This is a genomic window from Desulfobaculum sp. SPO524 (genome assembly GCF_044987625.1).
Taxonomy (GTDB): domain Bacteria; phylum Desulfobacterota; class Desulfovibrionia; order Desulfovibrionales; family Desulfovibrionaceae; genus Desulfobaculum.
The window spans coordinates 1-25,395 of sequence record NZ_JBJDSB010000007.1 but is presented as its reverse complement, the minus strand read 5'-3'; the positions used below and the strand labels follow the sequence as shown (position 1 = coordinate 25,395).

Annotated in this window: 18 protein-coding genes and 1 tRNA gene; 6 read left to right on the top strand and 13 right to left on the bottom strand. The window is 60.2% G+C overall.

Annotated elements, in window-relative coordinates:
- Position 1: 1 nt before the first annotated feature.
- Complete coding sequence (locus ACI3L3_RS16340; protein WP_404846227.1) at positions 2-943, top strand: alpha-L-glutamate ligase-like protein; 942 nt, start codon at positions 2-4, stop codon at positions 941-943.
- A complete protein-coding gene (locus ACI3L3_RS16335; protein WP_404846226.1) occupies positions 921-1,712 on the top strand; it encodes a hypothetical protein in 792 nt (263 codons plus the stop codon). Before ACI3L3_RS16340 ends, ACI3L3_RS16335 begins: the two co-directional genes overlap by 23 nt.
- 84 nt (positions 1,713-1,796) lie before the next feature.
- Here the strand turns inward: ACI3L3_RS16335 and ACI3L3_RS16330 are convergent, their stop codons facing one another.
- The 5 genes from ACI3L3_RS16330 to ACI3L3_RS16310 all read right to left on the bottom strand — a co-directional run bounded on the left by ACI3L3_RS16330 (position 1,797) and on the right by ACI3L3_RS16310 (position 10,761).
- A complete protein-coding gene (locus ACI3L3_RS16330; protein ID WP_404846225.1) occupies positions 1,797-3,830 on the bottom strand; it encodes a polysaccharide deacetylase family protein in 2,034 nt (677 codons plus the stop codon).
- A gap of 87 nt (positions 3,831-3,917) precedes the next feature.
- Complete coding sequence (locus ACI3L3_RS16325) at positions 3,918-5,918, bottom strand: adenylate/guanylate cyclase domain-containing protein (RefSeq protein WP_404846224.1); 2,001 nt, start codon at positions 5,916-5,918, stop codon at positions 3,918-3,920.
- A 338-nt stretch (positions 5,919-6,256) separates the two neighbouring features.
- On the bottom strand, positions 6,257-8,398 hold the full coding sequence (locus tag ACI3L3_RS16320; protein ID WP_404846223.1) for an ATP-dependent helicase: 2,142 nt from the start codon (positions 8,396-8,398) through the stop codon (positions 6,257-6,259).
- Between the two features lie 107 nt (positions 8,399-8,505).
- Complete coding sequence (locus ACI3L3_RS16315) at positions 8,506-9,810, bottom strand: alkaline phosphatase family protein (protein WP_404846222.1); 1,305 nt, start codon at positions 9,808-9,810, stop codon at positions 8,506-8,508.
- 45 nt (positions 9,811-9,855) lie between these two features.
- Entirely contained in the window at positions 9,856-10,761 is a 906-nt protein-coding gene (locus tag ACI3L3_RS16310) for a LysR substrate-binding domain-containing protein (RefSeq protein ID WP_404846221.1), read from the bottom strand.
- Between the two features lie 101 nt (positions 10,762-10,862).
- On the opposite strand from ACI3L3_RS16310, the gene ACI3L3_RS16305 reads away from it, so the two are divergent.
- The 4 genes from ACI3L3_RS16305 to ACI3L3_RS16290 all read left to right on the top strand — a co-directional run bounded on the left by ACI3L3_RS16305 (position 10,863) and on the right by ACI3L3_RS16290 (position 13,871).
- A complete protein-coding gene (locus tag ACI3L3_RS16305; RefSeq protein ID WP_404846220.1) occupies positions 10,863-11,342 on the top strand; it encodes a hypothetical protein in 480 nt (159 codons plus the stop codon).
- A gap of 38 nt (positions 11,343-11,380) precedes the next feature.
- Positions 11,381-11,467 (top strand) — tRNA-Leu (locus tag ACI3L3_RS16300).
- Positions 11,468-12,096: 629 nt separating this feature from the next.
- Positions 12,097-12,885, top strand: coding sequence for a toll/interleukin-1 receptor domain-containing protein (locus tag ACI3L3_RS16295; protein ID WP_404846219.1), 789 nt, complete (start codon positions 12,097-12,099; stop codon positions 12,883-12,885).
- 674 nt (positions 12,886-13,559) lie between these two features.
- Positions 13,560-13,871, top strand: a complete 312-nt coding sequence (locus tag ACI3L3_RS16290) for a DUF6694 family lipoprotein (RefSeq protein WP_404846218.1) — start codon at positions 13,560-13,562, stop codon at positions 13,869-13,871.
- Positions 13,872-14,067: 196 nt separating this feature from the next.
- Here ACI3L3_RS16290 and ACI3L3_RS16285 read toward each other — a convergent pair whose 3' ends face one another.
- From ACI3L3_RS16285 to caiE, 8 genes are all read right to left on the bottom strand, one after another.
- Positions 14,068-15,234 carry an ABC transporter substrate-binding protein gene (locus tag ACI3L3_RS16285; protein WP_404846217.1) on the bottom strand — a complete coding sequence of 389 codons (1,167 nt, stop codon included), beginning with the start codon at positions 15,232-15,234 and terminating at the stop codon, positions 14,068-14,070.
- Positions 15,235-15,428: 194 nt separating this feature from the next.
- On the bottom strand, positions 15,429-16,868 hold the full coding sequence (locus tag ACI3L3_RS16280; protein ID WP_404846216.1) for a sigma-54-dependent transcriptional regulator: 1,440 nt from the start codon (positions 16,866-16,868) through the stop codon (positions 15,429-15,431).
- 5 nt (positions 16,869-16,873) lie between these two features.
- Positions 16,874-18,169, bottom strand: coding sequence for an ATP-binding protein (locus ACI3L3_RS16275; protein ID WP_404846215.1), 1,296 nt, complete (start codon positions 18,167-18,169; stop codon positions 16,874-16,876).
- Between the two features lie 135 nt (positions 18,170-18,304).
- On the bottom strand, positions 18,305-18,859 hold the full coding sequence (locus ACI3L3_RS16270) for a 4Fe-4S dicluster domain-containing protein (protein WP_404846214.1): 555 nt from the start codon (positions 18,857-18,859) through the stop codon (positions 18,305-18,307).
- Positions 18,856-20,241, bottom strand: a complete 1,386-nt coding sequence (locus ACI3L3_RS16265; protein ID WP_404846213.1) for a [FeFe] hydrogenase, group A — start codon at positions 20,239-20,241, stop codon at positions 18,856-18,858. The genes ACI3L3_RS16270 and ACI3L3_RS16265 overlap by 4 nt, the downstream gene beginning before the upstream one ends.
- Before the next feature lie 26 nt (positions 20,242-20,267).
- Positions 20,268-20,855 carry a 4Fe-4S dicluster domain-containing protein gene (locus ACI3L3_RS16260; protein WP_404846212.1) on the bottom strand — a complete coding sequence of 196 codons (588 nt, stop codon included), beginning with the start codon at positions 20,853-20,855 and terminating at the stop codon, positions 20,268-20,270.
- Positions 20,856-20,875: 20 nt separating this feature from the next.
- Positions 20,876-22,945: a formate dehydrogenase subunit alpha gene (gene fdhF / locus ACI3L3_RS16255; RefSeq protein WP_404846211.1), complete on the bottom strand. Its 2,070-nt coding sequence runs from the start codon at positions 22,943-22,945 to the stop codon at positions 20,876-20,878.
- Positions 22,946-23,988: 1,043 nt separating this feature from the next.
- A complete protein-coding gene (caiE, locus tag ACI3L3_RS16250; RefSeq protein WP_404846210.1) occupies positions 23,989-24,579 on the bottom strand; it encodes a carnitine operon protein CaiE in 591 nt (196 codons plus the stop codon).
- Positions 24,580-25,395: the final 816 nt, after the last annotated feature.

Below are 25,395 nucleotides of genomic sequence, written 5' to 3'. Positions count from 1 at the left end.
CATGTTCTGCAATCCCTTCAGCCGCCTGAAGCGTGCCGGCGTGGTGGGCATGAACCGCCGCAACGCGGACTACGTGCTGCCCAACAACCCGCGCAAGCTCTACCCGCTGGTGGACGACAAGGTCATCACCAAGCACCTTGCCCAAAAGGCGGGGCTCAAGGTGCCCGAACTCTACGGCGTCATTGAAGCCCCGCACCAAGTGCACAAGCTGGGCGACATGCTTGCGGGCCGCGACGCCTTTGTGGCCAAGCCCGCGCGCGGGTCCGGCGGCAACGGCATCCTTGTCATCACCGGACGCGTTGGCCAGCGCTTCCAAAAGCCGGACGATTCCCTTGTGGGGCTGGACCATGTGTCCTTTCACGTCTCCAACATCCTCTCGGGCATGCACAGCCTTGGCGGCATGCCGGACAAGGCCATCATTGAATACTGCGTCCGCTTCGACCCCGTGTTTAACGAAATCGCCTACCAAGGTGTGCCGGACATCCGCATCATCGTGTACAAGGGCGTGCCCGTTCTTGCCATGCTGCGCCTGCCCACCCGCGAATCCGACGGCAAGGCCAACCTGCATCAGGGCGCTATGGGGTGCGGGGTGGACATCGCCACCGGCGTGACCACCACCGCCGTGTGGAAAAACGCCACCGTGGAAACCCACCCGGACACCCTGCGCCCCATCTCGGGCGTGACTATCCCCGGCTGGCGGGAGCTTCTCCTTCATTCGGCTTTGGGGTACACCGTGACGGGGCTTGGGTATCTGGGCGTGGACTTTGTGCTCGACCGGGACTGCGGCCCCCTGATGCTGGAACTCAACGCCCGCCCCGGTCTGGCCATCCAAATCGCCAACCTGACGGGGCTGCAACCGCGTCTGGACAAGGTGGACGCCGTCGCCGACCGCCTGACCACCGAAGAGGAACGAGTGGACTATGCCATGCAAACCTTTGTGTAGACTCACCCTTGCGCTGGCCCTGTGCCTGCTGTGCGGCTGCCTGCGCCTGTCGCCGCAGCCCGAGGCCGCGCCGGCGCCGCCGCCCATAGACGTGCCGCCCATCCCGCGCGACAACGAAGTGCGCTTCGACGTGGACATCATCGGCATGAACAGCGAAACCACCCTGCGCAAGGTCCGCTTTGCCACCATGCACAAGGGCGAACGCCGCTCCGTGCAAAACGGCGAGGACCTCCTGCGCGTGGGGCGCTACGACGAGGAAGTGCTGACCCTGCCCAAGGTCCGTGCCTCGCGCGATTTTCACATCGTACTGGACGACGGCAACGGCACCACCTTTGACGGCTACTCCAACGTCACCTACGAGTGCCTGCGTGTGGACGACACCTTTACCACCATGCTGCTGGGCGGCGTGCTGGGTATGGTCGCCACAGACGGCCGCCTGAGCTCCACCTTTTACATTCCGCTGGATTCCCATGGGCGCTACCGCGCCGTTACCGGACGGGTGGAACCTGCCGGCGTGCACTTTGACCCCATCCAGCGCACGCGGGTTGTTGCTAAGTCCGAACGGCAATACGCCCTGCGCTACCTGGGCAAAAAGGGCATGAAGCTGGAATTCCAAATGCGCGAAATCTGCGGCGGCAGCCGCCCCCGCGTGGTCAGCCGCCAGCATATCTTTGTGCCCCTTGGCACCACACAGACCGAGGTCGCCGGGCACCTATTCCGCATCCACACGGCCACGCCGGACTTTCTGGACGTGACCCTTGTGCGCTAAGCCCGCCGCCACACCACAACGCCAAACGGGGCCGCCATCACACAGATGGCGGCCCCGTCTTTTTGTGTTTAAACGTGCAGCACGCTACAGCCCGCGCACAGCCTCCAGCAGCTTGCGCGCCTTTTCAAGGTCACTGCGGGCCTTCTTGTGCCACGGGTTGGCCTGCAGGGTCAGCTCCCACGAGTCCACAGCCCGCTCAAGCTCCTCGTTGATGTAGTAGTTGACGCCCTGCAGATAGAGCGGCTCGGAGGTCTTGTCGAGGGCCTGCTGCACCTTGCCGGTCAGCTCCTTGGTTGCGCGGTAGTCGCGCGGCAGGTTGCGCAGCATGTGCATGGCGCGCACGTTGCTGCCGTCGCTGATGAACCCTTCCGCCAAGCTGTAGTAGGACTCGCGCTGAATCTCCAGAGCCTGTTCGTTGTCCGGGTCCAATTGCAGAATTTCGTTGGTGATGGAGACCACGGTCTCATAAAGCCCGTTACCGAACTGCAAACGCGCCATGGACAGAAGCGGCGTGATGCGGTCCGCCGGGGTTTCCTGAATGGCAACCTCCACCGCTTCCGCCTCCGGTTCGGTCATCATCTCCTCCTGCGCGGGCTCAGCCGGGGCAACCGGCGCCGCCTGCGCCACAGGCGCAAGGGAAATCTCAATGCGCTGGGCCAAGGCCTCGGACAGAATGGGCAGCTTCACCATCTCGCCGGGTTCCAGAATGTCCACCACGGACTTGTTGTTCACCTTGGCGAGCAGAATCTCTCCACCGGGGTTGCCGTATTCACGCTCCGCAATGCGGCGCAGGGTATCGCTCTGCGTCAGGGTCAGTTCGCGGTGCGTCGGCGGCGACAGCATCGCCTTCAGCTCCGCGGCCACCTCGGGAGACGGGTCGTACCTCAGGGCCTCTACGTACGCATCGCGGGCCGCGGCGCGGTCGCCTCCGTCACGGGCGCTGCGCGCCTTCGCCAGCAATTCCGCCGCCCGTGCGTCCATGTTCTTTTTGGCCTCCTGCGCCTTGCGGCGCACGCCGGGGGCGCGGCGATTCAGCGTTCCGGCAATGCGATACAGCTCCAAGGCGCGTATCCACTGCCCCTCCGCGGACGCGGCGTCCGCGCGGGCCATCACTTCCGTCACCACGGCGGCGTAGGGATCATCATCGCCAGCGGCAAAGGCGGCCTGCAAGCCGTCCACCATGGTGCCGCGCTCCGCGGCGTCCACACCAAAGCGCATCACCTCGGCGTAGGCGTCCATGGAGATGTCACCCGGCATCCTGATGCGCGGGATGGCGTAATTGTCCACAAAGAACGGCGACACCCGCTCCTCCATGGTAAACGCGCCGCGGAAGCCATTCTTGCGCAGCAGTTCCACCACGGCCTCATTCATGGTGCCGAAGGGATAGGCCAACCACGAGGGCCGCTGTCCCAGTTCGGCCTGGAAGGTCAGCGACGCCACGGTCAGCTCGCGGTCCACGTTGATGATGTAGTCCTCAAGGGTTTCACCGCCCATTCGCCGCGCAAGGTTGCGCAGGGTCTTGGTACGGTGCTCAATCGCCATCCCCGCATCGCGCATGGTGCGGATGCGCTCCCACGACAACGCCCCGGCGCGGTCGGCCACAAGGTCCGTACACACGAAAACCGTGGCCGGAAAGCCAAAGCGCTGCAGCTCATCAAAGGCAATTTCAAAAGTATTTTGCCCCACGTCGTCGATGGTGATGAGCACCGACCGCTCGGGGATATGGTCGTCAAATTCGATAAAGCGAACGAACTCCTCAAGGGTCAAAGGCGTGATGCCGTTGTCCTTGAGGTATTGCAGCTGGGCGCGGAAGCGGTCTCGCTTCATGGAGAACACATCGCTGGTCTGCTCGGAAAACGCGCTGTAGACCAGCACCGGAACCGTCTGGAATCCGCCGCCTTCGCCCAAGCCGCCACGGTACAGCGGCATCAGCGGAATGGTGACAAAGCTGTCCGGCGACAACGTCTCCACCCCGTTGAATTCCTCAATGATCCAGCCCTTGCGCGCATCGTCCAGATACCGCAGGGCCAGCGCCTGCGGCGTATCCCCCGCGCGCGGCGTCACCACGGCGTAGGACCGCGACGACCGCGTGGTGGAGACCACTCGGCTCCCGCCCACGGCGCACGCTCCAAGTAGCCCTGCAAGCACACACAGCACCAGTACCCGACTCCATACGAGACCCCACCTGCGACTCATGGCTCCCCCTCACTTCTTGGTCGGTCCGGGCTTGCCCACCGGACGCGGTTTGGCTGGTTCCTGCCCCTTACCCGCTTCGGGCTTTGGCTGCTGCGGCGACGCGGGCTTCTTGGGCGCGGGTTGCGCCGTGCCCGCAGGCTTTTGCGCAGGGGCCGCACCCGGCTTCCCCCCGGGTTTGGGTGCGGGCTTGGCGGCAGGCTTTCCTGCGGGTTGAGCCGCCCCCTTCCCCGCCGGCTTTGCGGCGGGCTTCGGCGCGGGCTTTTGCCCCGCCCCGCCAGAGATTGCCACGGGCCGCGCCTTCTCGGGCGGCGGTCCGGCCACGCCATCGCCGGAAAACATCTTGGGCGGCCGCGCAGGACCATCATCTGGCCCCAGCACACGGTCCACACCGTAGGGCTGCAGGGGCTTGGCCTTGCCCTTCACCATCTGCGGCTGCAGTTGCGTCACTTCCACAAAGTCCTTCACCGCCTCAAAAGTGGTTTCGCTGACAACAATGCTGCCCGGCCCCGCAAGGGAATTCAGCCGCGAGGCCACATTCACGGAGTCGCCGATAACGGTGTACTCCATGCGCACCTCGGAGCCGATATTGCCCGACACCACGGTGCCCGTATTAATGGACGCGCCCACGCGGTTGAGGATGGGGTTAGCCTCGGACGCGCGCTTGGCCAGCTCCTGCTGCATAGCCCACGCCGCGCGCACGGCGTCCTGCGCGTGGTTGCCTGTGGAGTCCGGCAACCCGCCAAACACGGCCAGCACCTCGTCGCCGATGAATTTATCTATGTACCCGTTGTGCTGGCTGATGTTCTTCGCCGCTATGTCAAAAAACTCGTTGAGCTGTTCCACCACCACTTCCGGGTCGTGGGATTCCGAATACTTGGTGAAGCCGCGCACGTCCGCAAACATAATGGTCGCATCGTTACGTACGCCCTTCAGCCACATGCTTTCCGGGTCCGCAAGGATCAGGTCGCGGATGGTGGTGGACACATAGCGCCCAAAACTCTCCCGCATGATGGACTTGAGCCACAGCTCGTGGCTCATGAAATTAAACGCCTGCGCCAGGTCGCCAAACTCGTCCTTGCGCTTAAAGTCCACCTTGTGATGGTAGTTGCCGCTCGAAATCTCACGCGTTGCCACCACAAGGCGGGAAATGGGGCGGGAGAAGTTGGTCCCCAGCAGCCCGGCCACGGCCATGCCAGCAAGAAAGAACACCACCGTCACCACGTAGATGAACAGCTTTTCGCGCTCTATGCGGTCTTCGATGAAGTCCAAGGACAGGCCAACATGCACCTTGCCCAGCACCTTGCCCTGGAAGGTCACCGCACGGGTCAGATTCAGAATCTGCCGCCCGTCCAGTGTGGAGCGGCGGAAATACGAAATATCGCCTTCCTTCGTCTCCGGCCCCACCCGGCCGGGCAGGGCCAAGGCCTTGCCCACGCGGGAGAGGTCGTTATGTGCCATGGTCACGTTCTCGCGGTCCACAATGGCGGCGTAGAGCAGGCCCTCCACCTCCGTCACCTTCCGCACCAAGGCGTTCAGGCGCAGTGTATCGCCATTGAGGATGGGGACTTTGGCCTCGTCCACAAAATACGTCAGGCTGATTTTCCCCGACTTGATGCTTTCCTCATAGAGGTTGTTCTCCTGCCGCTGCAGCAGAAAGTAGCTCAGGACGAACATGGAGAGGAGAAGGAAAAAGGCAAGAGTGACGGAGAGCTTGAACCGGATGGGAATACGCAGGCGGCCAAGGAAGGTCTGCTGGACCTGCTCTTCAATGAGGGCGTCGATGTCATCGCGCACCGACTCGGCCTTAATGCCGTAGGCCGCGTTGACGACCTCCAGCACGCGTGGCTCCTTTTCAAAGCCGAGGTCCACCACCAACTGCGCCAGATTCGGCACATCCGCGCCCGCCATCTGCGCGGCCTGCTGGCGCTCCACGGCCTTGGCAAGCTGCGCCTCGGTGATGACGCCCTCGCGCGTGAGCACCTCCCCAAGCAATACGCCCGGGTCGGTCATGGACCGCATCCTCTGCGAAAGACCACTCCAAAAGGACATAAGGCTCTCCTTAACCAGCCGCGACAGATTCGGCGGTGTCCGGGCACCCCGCGCACAACGGAAAGGTTCATCCACTCTCCAATAGAAACAAATTTCGCCTATAACGCAAGAAATCATCCCCGTCGCGGGGGGAGTGCGCGCGGCGGCAAAAGGCGGGCACAGGCGACGTTTCACGGGCACTCCCCCACGGCCCATGGGCGTAGCCTGCCGAATTTATGGCGCAAAAAAGCGCCCCGCGCAGGTGGCGCGGGGCGCTGAATCAATCTCAAACGGTCCTGCCGACAACGCGGCAGCAGCACTTATTCAAAGGTCAAAAAGTTCGCCATGATGACCTTGAGACCAAAGCCTGGGAAATTCACCCGGTATTTGTCGTCGGATACGGCGGCCACAATCTTGCCCCGGCCAAAGATCTTATGGCGGCAATAGCCCAGCTTCTTGGGCGACACCGGGCGCGCGCCACCGGCATCCGCCGCGGCAGGTTCTGCCCCGGCGCTGGGGGCGGCGGCCATGGCGGGCTGCGGCGTCTTCATCTGGCTGATGCTGCCGGAGAAGTTCTCGCGCCACGCCTCAAAGGTTCGCTCGGGCAGCTCCGTCAGGAAGGGGCTCTCCAGCGCAGGCTCGCTGGTATGGTTGTACTGGTTGTAGATGGTGGCAGGCACAAACAGGCCAAGGTACTTCTTGGCGCGGGTGCAGGCCACGTACATCAGGCGGCGCTCCTCTTCAAGCTCATCGGAGCTGTTGAGCGCATGGCGGGACGGGAACCGGTCCTGCACAAGGTCGATAACCAGCACGGCCGACCACTCCAGCCCCTTGGCCGAATGCACCGTGGACAGAACAAGGGTGTCCTCCTTGCCGCGCTCGTCGTCATCCTGCGGATTTTCTAGGCTTATGTCGCCAAGGAAGGCCTCCATGTCCTTGTACTGGGTGGCGATGCGCTCCAGCTCATCAAGGCCAGACTTGCGGCGGGGGTAGTCGTCCGGGTAGCGGCGCTCCAGAATCGGCTCGTAGAACTCCAGCGCGCGGGCCAGCATGGCCGACGGCGTGCCGCCAAGGGCGCGCTGGGTGTCGAGGAATTCCAGCGTTTCGCCGACCTCGGTCCACCGCTTGCGGACCGTGGCAAGGTAGCCGTCATTTCCGGTCATGACGGCGGTATAAATCTTGGTGACGGTCTTTGGCCCCACGCCCTTGATATGCGACAGCACGCGCTGCCACGAGGGGATGTCCGTAGCGTTCTGGGCAAGGCGCAAATAGGCCAAAACGTCCTTGATGTGCGCGGCTTCGGAGAACTTCAGCCCGCCAAACTTCTGGAACTTCACGCCCACCTTGTTCAGCGCCACTTCCACAGGATAGGAGTGGTAGCCCGCGCGGAACAGCACGGCAATTTCGTGCAGGGGGTACTTTTTGGAGAGTTCCAGCACCTTGTTGAGCACGGTGTTGGCCTGCGACTTATCCGACAGCGTACGGATAATCTGGGGCTTCGGGCCATCAGGAATATCCGAGAACAAATTCTTGCGGAACTTCACCTCCGCCTGCTCCAAGATGGCGTTGGTCAGGTCCAGCACCGGCTGGGCCGAGCGGTAGTTCTGTTCCAGCCGGACGACCTTGGTCCCCGGAAACTGGTTCGGAAAGTCCAAAATATTGCGCACATTCGCGCCGCGGAAGGCATAGATGGACTGCGCATCGTCGCCAACGGCCATGACATTGCCGCCCTCCCCGGCAAGCAGCTTCACAATGCGCGCCTGCACGAGGTTGGTATCCTGAAACTCGTCCACCATGATGAACTTGTAGCGGGAGCGGAGCATGTCCCGCGCGGGTTCGTGCTCGCGCAGCAGGCGCTCCAGCCCGAAGAGCAGGTCGTCGTAGTCCAGCAGGCCGTGTTTTTGCTTAAAAAGGGAGTACCCCTTGGCAAGGCGGTCAAACTCCTCCTCGTACTTGGCGAGGTGGAAGGCCTCATTACGCAGAATGTCCGAGAGGGGCTGCTCTTTATTGCGGCTTTTGCTGATAAGGCCAAGAAGCGTGCTGCGCTTGGGGAAGGAGCGGTCGCCCTTGCCAAGGCGCATGTCGTTCTTGAGGTCGCGCACAATGCCTTCGGCGTCGGACTGGTCCATAACCGTCAGGCCGTTGGCCGCGCCCAGCGCCTCGGCGTAGCGGCGTAGCCAGCCGTAGGCAAAGGAGTGGAAGGTTCCGCCCGTTACGCCCCAAAGGCCCTGCTCACCCAGCAGAGTCCCCGCGCGGTTGAGCATCTCCTGCGCGGCCTTGCGGGTGAAGGTGAGCAGAAGGATGCTTTCCGGCGCGTAGCCGCTCTGCACGATGTTGGCCATGCGGTAGACGATGGTGCGCGTTTTGCCGGAGCCTGCGCCGGCGATGACCAGCACCGGCCCCGTCAGCGTCTCCACGGCCTCAAGCTGGGCCGGATTCAATTCGTTCTTGAAATCTATCATAGTATCCAAATGCGGTGGTGTCGTTGTTGCGGCGGTGTGGCCGTGCCTGTGTGGACGACGCGCGCAGCGCCGGGAGGCGGTCCTGCGCGGCGGTGGCAGGACGGGCGTCAATACTGCGTTCTGGCCCCGAAAAAGTCCAGCACCTGTTGCCCCACATCGCGCGGGGAGGCCGCAGGACGGCCAAGGCTGTCGTACACCACAGCGCCATCCGCCGTATGCGTGCCGCGCCGTCCGTGGAACCCAAACACCTCGCGCCCATCAAATTTGGCCGTCAGGCTCATGCCGGGCATGGGCTCGCACACAAGGTCCGGCGCGCTGGCGCTGAGGGGGCCGTTATACAGCTCCTCACGCAGGTGCACGGCGCGCAGCACCGGGCGCCCCTTGTAGCGCATATCCAGCAGCATGGTCCGCAGCTCCTCACGCACGCGCAGCGCATCCGCAGGGAGGAGGCGCCCACGGCCAAAGCGCTCCGCCGTGTGCAGATAAATGCGCCCCGGATCAAGGGCAAAGGCCCGCGACGCCGCGCCAATGCAGGTGGCGTCAAGCTCCGAGAGGGGCTGGCGCTCCATCTGCAAAAAGCCATGGGCCATAAGCCACGAATTCATGTCCACTTCCGTCTCAAGGGCCGTGAAGCCATGGTCGGCCATCACAAGCAGGCGCTTGGGTTCTGGCAGGGCGTCAAAGCGCTCCAGCAGCGCCCCGGCAACGCGGTCCAACTGCCGCATCAGCTCGCGGCATGGCGTGTGGAGCGGGTGTTCTGCATCCTCTAGGGCAGGATACAAAAAATGGAACAGGCGGTCCGTCTCCGTCAGCACAAAGACGAAGGCGTCCCACGCAAGGTCGCGCCAGAACAGGTCCAGCGCGGCAAGGCGCGAGTCCAGCGTGGCAGAAAGCTCGGCAAGGAGCACTTCCGGATCGTCCTTCCCGCGCACGGTGTCGGCCTCCAGCCGGTAGCCCATGCCCGCCAGCTGTCCCGCCAAAAACGGCGGGAATACGGCCCGCGACAACTCCGGCGCCACAAAGCCCGCCACCATCATCCCACGCATGGGCCGCGCCGGGTAGGTGTTGGGCAGGTTCACCACGCGAGAGGTCAACCCGCGCTCCCCGAGCGCGTCGAAGATGGTGGGCGTACGCACCGCTGTGGCGTCGGTTATGGCAATGGAATACGTCGCCGGGTCAATACGCGTGAAGCCAAAGACGCCGTGCGTCTCCGGTCCCGCGCCCGTGGCGAAGGAGGTCCAGTTCACCGGGGAAAGCTCGGGAAGCTCCACACGCATACTGGCGACATGGCCCGACAGGGCAATGCGCGCAAGGTTCGGCGTCACGCCCTGCTGCGACAGCGTGCGCAGCAGCTCCAAAGGCACACCGTCTAGGCCAAGAACGACTACTCGTCTGCGTTGATTCGTCTGCATGGTATGGGGACGTACCACAGCCCCCGGCAGGACGGAAGTACCGCCCTAGCACATCGGGCGCTCCGCGATGCACTCCCTGACGATGTCCACAAAGCGCAGGACCAACGGGTCCTTTTCGTCACAGCGCCACACCAGCGACAACGATGGGCTGGGCAAATGCTCCCGCAGCGGGCGGACCACAATTCCCGGCGTATCCCCAAAGGGAAGCGGCCGGTAATGGATGGTATAGCCAAGCCCGCTCGCCACCAGCGCAAGGCCGGTCTGGACCCGCTCCACGACCTGCACAACATTCATCTCCACCCCGGCGCTATGCATAGCGTCGTGGATGGCGTCATGCCACTGCGGGTGCTGGCAGCGGGGGAACATAACCATCGGTTCGCCATCTAAGTCCTGAAGCGATACCTCATCACGCGCCGCAAGGGGATGCCCCTCCGGCAACACAACGGACTGCCTCACGCATCCTTTGTTGAGCGGCGTGCTCTCAAAGAGCGTGTCGCCCTCGGGCACATAGCTCACGCAACCGATATCAAGACGCTTTTCGCGCATCAGCCGAAGCTGCTTTGCCGTGGAACAATCCTTAAGATGCAGCGACACACGGGGAAACTCATCGTGATATTTGCGCAGAGCCAACGGGATGGGGGTCAAATACATCCGGACCACCGCCCCAAGACGAAGCTCCCCCTCCTTTCCCGCGCCCACACTGCGAACGCGCTGCACCGCCCGCTCCACAGAGGAGAGAATCTCCACCACCTCCGCCTGAAACACCTCCCCGGCGCGCGTCAACTCCACCTGCCTGCTCGTCCGCGTAAACAGCTCAACCCCAAGCTCTTCCTCCAGCTGACGGATCTGCTGGCTGAGCGGCGGCTGAGACATATTCAGGCGTTTGGCGGCGCGGCCGAAGTGCAGCTCCTCAGCAACAGCCAAAAAGTAGCGTAAATGACGGTGCTCCACCGCTGATATCCCCCACGTCTTGATTCATGCAAAGCCGATATTGGACCGTTCTCCTCGGAAACCTCATATTGGTATCCATAACACGAACCGAGGAGGAAACCATGTCGCAAAATATATCAAACATGCCTTTTCACGAATCAATCCGCCGCCACGCCGCGGTGCTGACTTGTGCCCTCGTCCTGACGGTGGGGGCCATCCTGACCTTGCCCGGACAGGCACGCGCCGGCGAAGAAACCCTTGTAGCCATGGACGCCCGAGGCGTCATCTACACCCTACAGCCCAAGACCGGACGCCTCGAATGCGCATGGCAGGACGCCACCCGCACAGTGCTCGCCACCGGCCTGCCCGCCGAAGCAAACGCCATCGCCGTCGACGCGCAGCGCACCGTCTACGTGGGCACGGCAACCGGAAGCATCTGGGCCGTGAGCGCCCGCGGGACCACACGCCGCATCACCACCACAGCAGGCCCCATCAGCGACATGCTCACAGACCGCGACGGCAATCTCATCCTCGCCCGCCCAACCGGCGCCATCCACACCATCAGCCGCGCGAGCATGCTGCCAATCACCAGAAAACATTGACGCCACACCACCCCTCGGTATAGACAAAAGCCGCACATGCCCGGGTGGTGGAACAGGTAGACACAAGAGACTTAAAATCTCTCGCCCTCATGGGTGTGCGGGTTCAAGTCCCGCCCCGGGTACCAAAAACGAAATTAAGCGTTTACGACGATTTTTTTAAAATTGTTGTGAACGCTTTTTTGTTTTTTTAGCAAGCTTATCCCCATTCTCTCCCCACTTCTGTCATTACTGTGCTCAGCGAAGCCCTAATTGAGAAGATGATGTCATTACTTTTATCCTAGGATGATTGCTTTCTTTAAGCTTTTTAGTCCTAAGGATTCGTACGTAATGAAGAAGTCGAAAGTGCCTCTTCCGAAAATTTTATTCAGCTCTTACGACTGTAGATGCCTTTTCTGTTTTTGCAGGGGGGGGGGAATCGCCCCATCGAAATCATATTCAACTTGTGCCTGTACAGGCAATATGCCTTTCTTTGACAGGTAGGCGGAGTTCATAAGCGAAAACCTTTTAAGATGCACAGGGCAACAATGAGAATCGGCAACCTTGCGTGTATGTAATATATTTAATATCCTTCGGCGGTTATGACGTCGCTAAAGAATTTACCTAAGTTGCAGTATGGCAAGTAGTAACTTCTGACGGTTTCAGTCTTAATCTCACAAGCTGTGTGTAGTGTAAGGGGTGTGAGTTGCCGAAGCCAAGCGATGATGGATTGCTAAAATGGTAGGCGTTAATTGAAAAAATGGAGTGAGTTCGAAATATGATTTTTCTCTCCCATAATCATAATGATAAGGTAATTGTCGAGCAAATTGCTATTCGCTTGAGAGACACATTCGGACAAGAGAACATTTTTTATGACTCATGGTCGGTGCAGCCTGGGGATGGAATAGTTGATAAAATGAATGAAGGGCTAGGTGCCTGCAAACTTTTCTTATTCTTCGTGTCAAAGAATAGCTTGCAAAGTAACATGGTAAAATTGGAGTGGCAAAATGCGGTAGTGAGGGCTACTGGTGGTCATACTAAGATAATACCAGTAAAGTTGGATGATTGCTTGATGCCACCAATCTTATTGCAAAGCCTTTACATTGATTTGTTTGGGCAAGGGATTGAAGTTGCCTTACGACAAATCGTGGATGTCGCATCAGGGAGAAATACATTTAACCATGGCCCTCAGAAGTTCTCTAACCTCAGATCATATGTTTATGAAGAAGGTGGCAAGAGTATTGTAGAATGCAGGGCTGAACATTTTATGGAGCCTAAATCGAATTTTTTATTTCTTGTGGAGAACGATAAGTCAGATCTTCTTTTTAATTGCAGAAGTAGTGTGATGGTTCACACCGGATTTCACAAAGGCATAGAATTCAAAAATGGAAAAATATTCAACGGTCAGACGATGATGGTAGAGAGCGCAACTGTTCCAGGGTTTCCTTTTGTTGTTGATATTATTCCACAAAATGCATCTTCTGTTCAGCTAGCAGGGGTAATGCATGAGAAAAAGAAAAATTACTGGGAGATGATACCTTTGATTTGCCATAAGCCAAACGATTAAGCGATGGCTTGTTCAAGCAAGCTTTCCTTATGAGACTTGCTGTGTATTGGATGCGAGGAAGATTTTGGTGACTTAAGTCGCAAGGTGTGGCTGGCACGTCGTATAATAATGATGGAGTCGTTGGGGAGATGCCAGAGCTGTATTCAATACTGTATAGAGATAGTATTCACTAATCACCATGCGGACTCAAGCCTCTAAATTTATTTAATAAAACAATATAAGCTGTTGATTTTCTTGTCTTTCAGATGAGACTTAAAATCTCTCGCCCTCATGGGTGTGCGGGTTCAAGTCCCGCCCCGGGTACCAGTGATATCAAGGGGTTACCGCCCATAAGGCGGTAACCCCTTTGTCGTGTATTGCTTTTTGCTCCATAAAGTCATTGCTTGGCGCTTCGCAGCGTTTATACGGGGCAGAGACCTTTCTTTGTCGTCCGCCTAAAGATTGTAAATTTGCTAGGGGCTTTTCATTCACGAAAAGCCCCCCTTTGTTCTCTGCGACAAATCGCCCCTCACCTCACTTGGCATACAGGCCAATTGATACAGAACTTTCCCCCGCCCCCAGCCCCCTTTCAACGATTGCTTCTCATCACACCACGCCAAACACATACAGAAAACTCCATAGTGACAGCCTGTCGATATTTGTTTATCTCTACACGCAAAAAGGAGCTGTTTTCTATGACAAAACTTTCTCGCATCTTCGCAACTGTGTGTATTGCCGGCATCATGCTCATTGGCGCCGGGTGTTCGTCGAACCCCACTGTGGATGCCTCTTCTAAGTCGGCATTCAATGAGTCCGTGAAAGAGATTCAATCGTCCTTGCCTGAAGAAAAGCGCCAGGAGTTTCAGGAAACTTTGACTGGTATGGCTATGCTTGTCGCTATGCAGACGGGTGGCGATCAGGCAAAAATGCGGAGTTTCTTCGATGGGATGGATTATGACGCCATCATGAAGAAAGCTGGAGAGATGCGGCGGGAGATGAACCAATAGTCGACGTGCTGTGACCCAAGCTCTTTTTACGAGACGTTTGCTGGACGAAAAAAGAGCCAGGCAAGGCGCCATGTATTCCAGTGTCAGGTTGCCCTGTACGGTTTTCGTTCACCAATTCTCGATTGCACTGCAGAAATACGACTCATAACAAAGAGGCGCCCAAGTGGCGCCTCTTTTTCTGTTTAAGCCCCTCCCCTCACGGCGCAATGCTCCGCACATACTCCACATCCCGGCCTGATATGCGCAGGAGGACGAGGGGTTTTTGGGGGTCTCTTTGGCCGTTGTAAGTGATGGTTCCGGTGACGCCGGGGTAGTTTTTGGTGGAGAGCAAGGCCTTACGCAGGGGGATGGGGTCGGTGGTGCCTGCGCGGGTGATGGCGTCGGCGAGAAGCATCATTGCGTCGTAGCCGCAGGGGCTGCCGGTATCAACGCGGGCGAGGGCGTCTTCGCCCATTTTCTCCTTGAGCAGGCGGACAAAGTCTTTGCTGGCCGGGCTTTTCTTGCCCCAGTGCCAATGCGAAAGGTAATAATTTTCGCCGGTGAGCGGCTTCATGAACGGGTACTGCTCCACCGCAGTCCACCCGTCGCCGCCCATAAACGGCATCTCAAGGCCCATCTGTCGCGCCTGCTGCAGGAGCAGCCCGGAATCACGGGCGAATCCCGGCGAAACCACAACATCCGGCGCGGCCTGCCTCACGCTATTGATGATGTCCGTAAAATCGAGGGCGGATTGCAGGTACTCCTCCCGCGCGACAATAGTTCCCCCACGGGAGATAAAGCCCCTGCGGAAGCGCTCCGCCAGCCCTTGGCTATAGACCTCGCCCGCAATATTTATGGTTGCCGCCCGCCGCGCGCCCAGCTCCTCCCACGCCACGCGCACAAGGGCATCGGCCTGTTGCTCGTCGGTATAGCACACGCGGAAAATGAATTCCCCCGCCTGCGTCACGGACGGCGCGGTCACTGTGGTGCCCACCATGGGGATGCCCGCCTCTTCGAATACCGGGGCCATGGCAAGGGCGTCGGAACTGCGCGATGGACCGACCACCGCCACAACGCCCATCTGTACAGCCTTGTGCGCCGCCTGAACCGTCCCTATGGCCGAACTCTTATTGTCCAGTTCAATGAGTTCCAACGGACGCCCCAGAATTCCGCCGCGCTCGTTGATGATGCGTGCGGCAAAACGCGGCATAAGGTAATCTGGCGTATTTTCCTCGGCAGCTGACCCTGTATGCGAAAAAATCGCCGCAACGCGGATTGGCTCCGTGTCCTGCGCCACGGCCTCAACGCGCTGTCCCAGACCGCACACCAGCCAAACTCCCAGTGCCCACACCACTACACCCAGCCAGCCTGTCCTCGTCCACATCGCCGCTTCTCCCCGTTGCAATCTTCTCAGAATCTCCAGCATACGTGGCAAAATGCACCCGCGCAACACCCGGCACATTTTACGCGGGACCGTAACAAAAAACGCGGGCAGCCTTTGCTGCCCGCGTTTCGGGTCTCACTTCATTTCCAATTGTTTCCCGCGCCCGGTTTTGCCCGCGCGCACCGGCCAAGCGGTCACTCCTCCTGCTGCTCCATCCGCTCCAGACGGTAATACAGCGTGCGGAGCGAGATACCCAGCTTGCGTGCGGCGTGGGTTTTGTTGCCGCCGCAGCCCTCCAATACGCGGAGCACTTCCGCGTTATCCGGACGCTTTCGGCGGGTACGCCCTGCCGCCTCCGGGACAGCCTGCCCACCGGGCGCAGTGCTTCGCGGCGCGGCAAAAAGGTGCACAAAGTGCGACGGTTCCAGGGTTGGCGCATCGTGCATGAGGGTCACCCACTCCATGGCGTTTTTCAGTTCGCGCACGTTCCCCGGCCAGTGGTAGTCCAAAAGCGCCTTCTGGGCGCCATCACTTATGTCCGCAAAGGCGCGCCCGCGCTTGCGGGCCGAGGCATCAAGGAACATTTTCGCCAAGGGGACGATATCCTCCCGGCGCTCCCGCAACGGCGGGATGATGATTTGCCCCACGTTGAGCCTGTAGAACAGGTCCCGCCGGAACAGCCCCTTTTCCATGCGCTCTTCAAAATCAAGGTTCGTAGCCGCGATGATGCGGATATCCGTCTCGTGCTTTTTCAGCCCGCCCACGCGGTAGAATTGGTTTTCCTCTATCACGCGCAGGAGCTTGGCCTGCAGTTCCACCGGAATTTCTGCAATTTCATCAAGGAAGAGCGAGCCGCCCTTGGCAATATCCAGCTTTCCGCGTTTGCCGCGGTTCGCGCCGCCGGTAAAGGCTCCCGGCTCATAGCCAAAGAGCTCGCTCTCAAAAAGATTCGGCGAGATGGCCGCGCAGTTGATGCCCACAAAGGGAAGCGTCGTGTGCTCGCGCCCATAGTGGACGATTTTCGCCACAATCTCCTTGCCCACGCCGGTTTCGCCCTGAATGAGCACCGGCACGGAGCGGTCCGTATGGTACTGCTCCGCTTGATGCACCACCTGCCACATAGCCGGAGAAAAGATGCCGATGCCGTCCACCTCGGCCTGCTGCGAAAGCATAGACCGCAGTTCCTCCAGCTCCTCTTCCTTCTCCTGCGTTACGGCACGGACTTCGTCGTCAAAATGCTCCGTCAGGCGGCGGTTCTCGCGGCGCAGACCCATATGCTCCTCCACCCGGTCGAGCACAGCGCCAAGCTCTTCCAGATTGATGGGCTTGGTCAGGTAGTCGTACGCGCCGGCGCGCAGGGCCTGAATGGCCAACTGCACGTCAATATGCCCGGTATAAAGCACAATATCCGCGCCCGACTCATCCTCGCCCCCGCGCAGAGCGCCGATCAGGTCAATACCGGTGGCCCCGGGCATGCTGATGTCGGACAGCACAAGGTCAAATTCCTCCTGCCGGTACACCTGTACCGCGCGGTCCACACAGTCAGCGGACGTTACGGCATGGCCCAAAAGATTCAGGTAATCGGCAAGAAAAGCGCGCCCCTGCGCATCGTCGTCAACAAGAAGAATTCGCATGGCCTTTAGCCGTCCCTCTCCGCCGCCGCGCCATTGTGGTGCACGCCGTTTATGGTCCGGGGAAACACAATCTGAAAATGCGCGCCGCCCTCCTCGGCGTTGGTCACCGACAACTGCGCCCGGCAGGACGACAAAATCTCGCGGACAATGGAAAGCCCAAGTCCCATGGCTTTTTCCGTATTCTTGGTGGTAAAAAAGGGCTCAAACAGCCGCTCGCGGTCCTCATCCGGCAAGCCGGGGCCATTGTCGGCTACCGACAAATGCACGCCGCCTTCATCCCATGTACGGATGACGATGCGCCGCTCGCCGGGGCGTTCTTCCAAGGCCTGCATGGCATTCGCCACAAGATTGAGAACCACTTCCTCAAACCGCACGCGCACGCCGTACACCGGGGGCAAATCCTCCGCCAGCGCCACCTCCACCCGCACATCTGCGGCGGTAAGCTGATTGTCCAACAAGACCAGCGCGGAGCGGACGCATTCGTTCATGTCGCACTGTTCATAGGGGCGGGACTGGTTCACACGCAGAAAATCGCGCAGATGCTGAATAATGTCATCAATGCGCCCCACCTGCGAAGAAATATCCTCCAGCAGTTGGACAATGCGCTCGCGCGGCAGGTCGTCCATGGTCTTGGCCATATACAGGCCGGACCCGGCAAGGATGCGAATGGCGTTGAGGGGCTGGTTAATCTCGTGCCCGATGCCACCGCCGACCACGGCCAACGTCGCCATACGCGTGGCACGGGTCATGGCGGCCTGCGCCTGCTGAATCTTCAGTTCCGCGTCCTTCTGGCGCGTAATGTCGCGGCCAATGGACTGGTACTCGATGACGCGCCCCGCATCGTTGAAAATCGCCTGATTCAGAAACTCCACCCAGTACATCTTGCCGTCGCGGCGGATGTAGCTTGGCTCGGTGAGGACGTAGGGATCCTCCGGCGTCAGAGAAAAAATGGCGCGGGCGATTTCGTGGCACTGCTCCGGGGCCAGCAGGTCCTGAAAGTTCATGCCCACAACCTCGGCGGGGTCCAGTTGATAAAACTGGCAGTAGGCATCGTTGACGTAGGTGATGGTGCCATCCGGGGCGAACCGGCGCAACAGATCCACCTGATCGCCCTTTATGGCCTTGTAGCGCACGGCCACGCGGTCCATGAGCGTGGTCTGCCCGCTTTGCTCGTCAAGGCGCTCCAAGCTCTGGCGGGGGCGCTCCGCATTGGCACGACTCCATGCGCAGGGGCGCGTACATCCGCGCCGTCCGGTCCCACGGCCACGGGGACGCATCATCCGCGTCTTGCGTATAGCCATTTTCCATTCCGTTGTTGCATGAGAAAAGACAACCGGCCAAAACCGGAAGAAAAAGCGTAGCCCAGCGGCTCGATCATTGGCAAGGGAGTGCCCGGACCTGCTGTCTGGGGCAGATCCGGGCGCGTAAGGGGGGTCTTATTGTAATCCATTCACCACAGCGAGGCGGCGATTGGTAACAAGCTCTTGCATATGTTCAGGAGTCATAACGTTCAGCGCCCCTGCGGGGCAGATATCCACACACGCCGGACCGCCTTCACGACCCTGGCAGAGGTCGCACTTCAGGGCGGCAAAGATGGCTTTATGATGCGCCTCTTCACCGTCCAAGACCTGCAGCTTCTGCTCGGATGCCGACTCCGTGGATTCCACAACCTGAATAGCACCAAAGGGGCACGCCACAACGCAGCTTTTGCAGCCAACGCACTTGCCGGCCACAATCTCCACCGCGCCATTGCGGCGGATGATGGCTTCCTCCGGGCAGGAGTTGGCGCAGGGGGCGTCTTCGCACTGGCGGCACTGGATGGGAATGGTCACATCCGGCGTGCGCACAATGGTCACACGCGGGTGAAATTCCTTGGCCTTGCGCACATCGCCGTCAATGTCCTTGTCCAGATGCGCCATGGCGCAGGCCACTTCGCACGCGCCGCAGCCTATGCATTTTCTGGGATCACCGAAAACAAATGTATTTTTCACGCCCTGCCGTTCCTCCTGTGGTCGGTGTGGAGCAGGTGGTGCGACTCGTGCCCCAGCGGCTCGCCAAGGAATTCCTCGTACAGGCGCTTGATGTCGGGGTTCTCGTGCGAGCGGCGGTGCTCCAGCTTCCTGTCATGGGCATACAGCCCGGCCTTGCGGCGCAGGTTGGCCTTTTCGCGGTGTTCGGGGAGCATCATCTTGGGCTGGCCGCCGCCGCTCACGCAGCCCTGCGGACAGCACATCACCTCGATGAAATGGTACTCGGCGACGCCGTTTTTCACGTCCTCCAAAATGGGGACAACGTTCTCCAGCCCCGCGACAATGGCGACCTTCAATTCCGTCGTTCCGCACTCCACCGTGGCGGTGCGGATGCCCTCCTCGCCGCGTACGTACTCAAGGTCCGTATCCGCGAGGGGCTGACCGGTCAGCAGTTCGACGCCGGTGCGCAGAGCGGCTTCCATCACGCCGCCGGTGTTGCCGAAGATATTGCCCGCGCCAGAGTAGGTGCCGAGGGGCTTGTCAAAGTCCTCGCTGGGCAGGTTGGTGAAGTCCACCCCAATGTGGCGCAGCATCTGGGCAAGCTCGCGGGTGGTAAGCACCACATCCACGTCGCGGTAGCCGCTGGCCTGCATCTCCGGGCGCTCACTTTCGAACTTTTTGCACGTGCAGGGCATGATGGCCACGCTGAAGACCTTGGCCGGGTCCACGTCATCAACGCGCGCGCCGTAGGTCTTGAACATGGTGCCCGCCATCTGCATGGGGGACTTGCAGCTGGACAGGTGGTCCACCAACTCAGGGTAGGCGTCCTCCATGTACTTCACCCAGCCGGGACAGCAGGAGGTGAACATGGGCAGGGTGCCGCCCTCGCGCACGCGCTGGATTAGCTCCGAGCCCTCTTCCATGATGGTGAGGTCGGCGGCAAAGTTGGTGTCGTAGACTCGGTCAAAACCAAGGCGGCGCAGGGCGGCGGCCAGCTTGCCCGGAGTCAGGGACCCGAGGGGCAAGCCGAATTCCTCGCCAATGGCAACGCGCACGGCAGGCGCACACTGCACCATGGTGTAGCTGTCGCTCTTCAGGGCATCGAACACGCGCTGCGCGTCGCCGCGGTAATGCGCGGCAAACAGCGGTTCCTTCACCGAGGGCAGCATGCCACGCTGGGCAAGGCGCTCTTCCTTGGTCGTTTCAAACTCATCCAAAATGCTGTCGTAGGCGCTGCATTCCTGCACGCACTGACCGCACAATATACATGCAGCCGCGTCGATGGTGTGCGGCTGGTGCCGCTCGCCGGAGATGGCATCAACCGGGCAGACGTCCTTGCAGCGTCCGCACCCGGTGCACAGCTCCTGATCGATGCGGATAATCTGCTCAGAATCAAGAATCATAACCGTATTGCTCCTGTGCTCTGCGGTTAAGCAGGAAGGTTGCGGATAGCGGACATCAGCTTCACCGCGGCATTGAAATTGCGCTTACGGCGCAGTGCGGTGGGCCGGACAATGCGCAGGGCGTCGCCGGGGCACACGCCAACACAGGCGGGGCCGCCGTGCACGCCGGCGCACAGGTCGCACTTCGTGGCGACGAGGCGAGGAGTTTCCTCCACCCGGCCACCGGCTTCCTCACGCAGGACGGGCTGCATCACCCGCTCGCCATGGCGGTACACGTCCATCAGCTGCAGCGCGCCCATGGGACAGGCGACCATGCAATTCTTGCAGCCCACGCAGGCGTCCTCGTCCACGACAATGCGGCCGCCAACCTGACGGATGGCGTCGATGGGACAAGCGTTGGCGCAGGGTGCGTCCTCGCAGTGGCGGCACTGGACGGGTGCGGAGGTCTCGCTGGTGTTCACAACGTGCAGGCGCGGATGCAGCGGGCTCTGCTGGCAGCCGACCGTAGTGGGCACAACGTCTTCGTGCACCGCGGCGCAGGCCACTTCACACAGCTTGCACCCAATGCACTTATCGGAATCAGCAACAACGAAGCTATTGAGAGGAGAAGGCATTTGCTTTCCTTTTTCTTGCACTACGCCACAACGCGGCTGTCGGACGCAGTATCCTTACGTACGCGCACGGCACAAACCTTGAGTTCCGCAGTTTCGGTAACAGGATCGGCCGCACTGTTTGTCAAAATATTTCCGCACGCCTCGGAGAAGTGGAACGTGATGAACGTCAGCCCCTTGGGCACGCGTGGGGTCACCTGCGCCTTGGTGCGGACTTCGCCGCGGCGGGTGGTCACCACAATGGGATCGCCATGCTCAAGGCCAAGCTCCTCGGCGTCCGCGGGATTGATTTCCAACGACTCCTCAGGGCTCAGGCCATTCAGGCCCCAGCAGCGGCGCGTCATGGTGCCGGTGTGGTAATGCGCCACAACGCGGCCCGTGGTCAGCATCAAGGGGTACTCCTCGTCGGGCATCTCCGCCGGGTCGCGGTGGTCAATGGCCGAGAACTGCCCACGGCCATTATCACACTGCCCAACGTGTAGCACCGGGGTGCCGGGATGCGCTTCGTCCCAGCAGGGCCACTGGATGCCGCCCTGCTCAAGGCGGGCGTAGCTGATGCCCGCATAGGTGGGCGTCAGCGAACGCATCTCGTCAAAGACATCCTCGGGCGAAGCGTAGTCGGCGTCGTAGCCCATGGCCTGCATCAACTCCGTGATGATGCGCCAGTCCGGGCGGCTGTCGCCCACCGGCTCAATGGCCTTACGGATGCGCTGGACGCGGCGTTCCGTACTGCTGAAGGTGCCGTCCTTTTCCGCAAAGGACGCTCCGGGCAGCACCACGTCGGCTTTCTGGGCCGTCTCGGTCAGGAAGATGTCCTGCACGATGAGAAAGTCCACATGGTCAAGGCAATGCTCCACATGGTTCACGTCCGGGTCGCTGCGCATGGGATTCTCGCCAAAGACATATAGCGCGCGGATATCGCCGCTCTCGATGCCGTCGAACACACCGGGGATGGTGCGCCCGGGTTCGCCGCTGAGCGAAACGCCCCACGCCTGCTCAAAGCGCTGGCGCACGGCGGGGTCCGTCACCTTCTGGTAGCCCGGGAAGGTGTTGGGCAGCGCGCCCATGTCGCAGGAACCCTGCACGTTGTTTTGCCCGCGCAGAGGATTCACGCCAGCCTTGGGCTTGCCGATGTTGCCGGTGACAAACGCAAGGTTCGCAACGGCCAACACGTTGTCCACGCCAGACGTATGCTGGGTGATGCCCATGGTGTAGTACGTGGCGGTATTTTCACTGTTGCCAATGAGCCGCGCCGCGCGGCGGATATCCCCAGCAGGCACCGTGGTGATGGCCGAGGCAATCTCCGGCGTAAAGCGCTGCACGCTGTCGCGGAACGCTTCAAAATTTTCTGTACGCGCGGCGATGAAATCTTCATCCGCCATGCCTTCTTCAAGGATGACATGGGCTATACCGTTCAGCAGCGCGGCATCGCTGCCGGGCTTCAGGCGCAGCCACAGGTCCGCATGCTGGCTCAGCGTGATGGCGCGCGGATCGGCGACAATCAACTTTGCGCCGCGGTGCTTGGCGCGCATCATGCCAAGGCCGATAATGGGGTGGCACTCGGTGGTGTTGGTGCCGATGGCAAAGATGCAGTCCCGCAGCCCCATTTCGTCCAACTCGCCGATGGAGTTGGTCATAGCTCCATTGCCCATTGCGGTGGCCAGACCGGCCACAGTGGGGGCGTGTCAGAGCCGCGCGCAGTGGTCGACATTGTTCGTCCCCACCGCCGCCCTCATGAACTTTTGCATGAGGTAATTCTCTTCGTTGGAGCAGCGCGCGGAGCTAAATCCCGCCACGCTGTCCGGGCCATGTTCGGCGACGATGCCGCCAAGGCGCTGGGCAATGACCGCATAGGCCTCTTCCCACGTGCTTTCGGTCAGCACGCCATTTTTGCGGACGAGGGGCGATGTCAGGCGCTCCGGGTGCTGAACAAAGTCCACCCCAAAGTGCCCCTTGGAGCACAGCGCGCCCTTATTCACGCTGGTCGGGTCAAGATTCGGCTCAACGCCGGTAATCCGGCCATCATCATTCAGCAGCAGATATAGAGAACATCCCGAACCGCAGTACGGGCAGGTCGTGAGAACTTTTTGCATCGAAAGTTCCTCTCAGGAAGCAAGTCAGTATAGAATTCCGGCATATGCCGGAGAATTGAACACGCAAGGCGTCCTGACCGGACTCTCCGGCCATGGTGCTTGTTTGAGTGCACAATCAGCACACACCGTGCCAAAAACCATACACCTGCAATCCCTCGAAATACGGGAACTTTTATCCACGGCGAGTTTCCCCGCGCCACTCTGCAACCATGCAATTGCACGCCGAAGTTGCACGGTTTGCATTGTTTGCATGGTCAGCTCGCAGCAAGGCTGCACCCGCCGCAGCGCAAAACGTCAGTCCAACGACGAGGATGCCGCCACTTCACGCCGTGAGCGTTCGTGCGGCCGCGTCGCGCGTCTGCCACTCGCCCCGCTCCACTGCCCCCAGCATCATGCGCACCAAAAGGAGAGGTCCGTGTGACCTCTCAACCTGTGTGCTCTTCATGGGATATCGAGTGAAAAATATGCGCCGTTTGATTAACCAAACAAGGCGCTGCGCAGTCCAGCGCGAAGCGATGGGCAAGACATAGATTGAAATTGTGAAAAAAGCAACCACCTTCACAATTGCCCCGCCCTGCGGGCGTTTACAGCAATTATGGTCCTTGCACAGTTGTCCATAATGCGCCGAAATTCCCTTCTCCCACTACGGCGCGAAAGGCCCCTACAGCACTTTGCCCTGCTCGCGAGGGGTGCATGCGTCAAAGAACAAAAACGGACATAAACCGTGGAGGGCAAGCCGCTTTAGCGCGGTGAAGCTCCCTCTCGGGGAAAACGCGAGGCCGGGAAAAACGCAGAAAGTGTCGCTGGCGCGGCCGCTGGATGGCCATCGTTTCGCCGGGAGTCTCTCGGCACAAGATGGTCGTCCACCGCCCGTATGGGGAGACGCTCCGTTCTTCGGTGGCGGGGCGGCGCTCAGAAGGGAGCATTCGCATAGCGAGTACCACCGCCCTGTGCCGAAGGGTCTCGTCTGAGCGCCCTACTCTCAGCGTCATATCCCAGGCGGTATGCCACCTGCATCTGCCGCCTGGGCGTTTGCTCGTACGCTACATCTGCGGCTTTACGTCGGTAATGCCAGCCAGATGGGGACGATTGTCCTCCACCTCGCGAAGCGGGGACACCTCAGTCATCGACTGCGCCGAACGCCCAGCCAATGCCTGATATTCACGGATATTCAGTCCATGCCAATGCATGTCCCGGTCCGTCACCTCACGCAGCACCTTTGCAGGAGAGCCCACCAGCAGCTGGCGAGGAGCTCCATCAAAGCCGGCCTTCACAAAGCTCATGGCGGCGACAATGCTTTCTTCGCCAACGACAGCGCCATCCATCACCACGGAATTCATGCCCACCAGACAATTCCGCTTGATGACGCACCCATGCAAAATCGCGCCATGGCCGACGGACACGTTCTCTTCAACCACCGTGTCCACATCGCAGTACCCATGCATGATGCAACCATCCTGCACATTGGAACCATCCTTCACGATCAACCGGCCATAATCGCCGCGCAGTGAGGCACATGGGCCAATATACACATCCGCGCCAACAATCACGTCGCCAATCAACACCGCCGTCGGGTGCACATAGGCATCCGGGTGGACCACAGGAACCAAACCTTCAAACTCATAACACGGCATCGCCAATTCCCCTTTCGTTCACACCCAAGTCACACAAGCCCTACTTCCGGCTTTCTCCTCACATCAAATGGATGGGTAGACATGACATAATCATGATCATATTTCAATCACGATCGCATGCTACCCTTTATTACTCCCTTTCGCTTCACACGTGGAGGGGGGCTTGGTGCGGTGAAGGCACTTGCGGTGTGGGATGTTTGAAGTGGGATACGGGTGGCTAGGCGGGTTGGAGGGATGAAAAAAGCAACGACGGCGAAGAATGCAGGAAGGGAGTCGGTTCGTCCTTGAGGAGTGGTTATGAGTAGGCACCCGGTGAGCCGTGGATGGAGATTTGTTGATTGGGGGTGAATATGGCGATGGTGAGGTGCATGCGTCGGGAAGATATTGCGGACATGGTGTGGCGCCATGGTGGCTAGGCCGAGAGATGCTTCGGTGGGATTTCTGTATGTTGTTGCCGTGTCTCCGACGGCCAAAGGGTGTTGGGGAAACCTTGCAGGATTCCCCCCGCACCCTCTGGACACCCGTCCCCCTCCGGCCGGAGCCGGATGAAGAGAGGTGGTGAGTGCGAGGCGGTCTCGGGCGTGGTTTTTAGGCTAGTGTGGGCGGGCAGACCGGGTGCTGTGCGCGGGGCTTGGTGGCGGGCGCATGGTGGAGGACGGCACGGGCTTGGCCGCTCTGAACGCTTAAAAGCGTTCGAATGCTTTGGTGTTTCTGTGCTTCGCGCGAGGGTGTGGTGGCTGGGGAGTTCTTGGCTCGGGGGGTGGGATTATCTTGATTGTCGTGGGCTGGACAACTCAAATACTGTTGGGGTGCAGA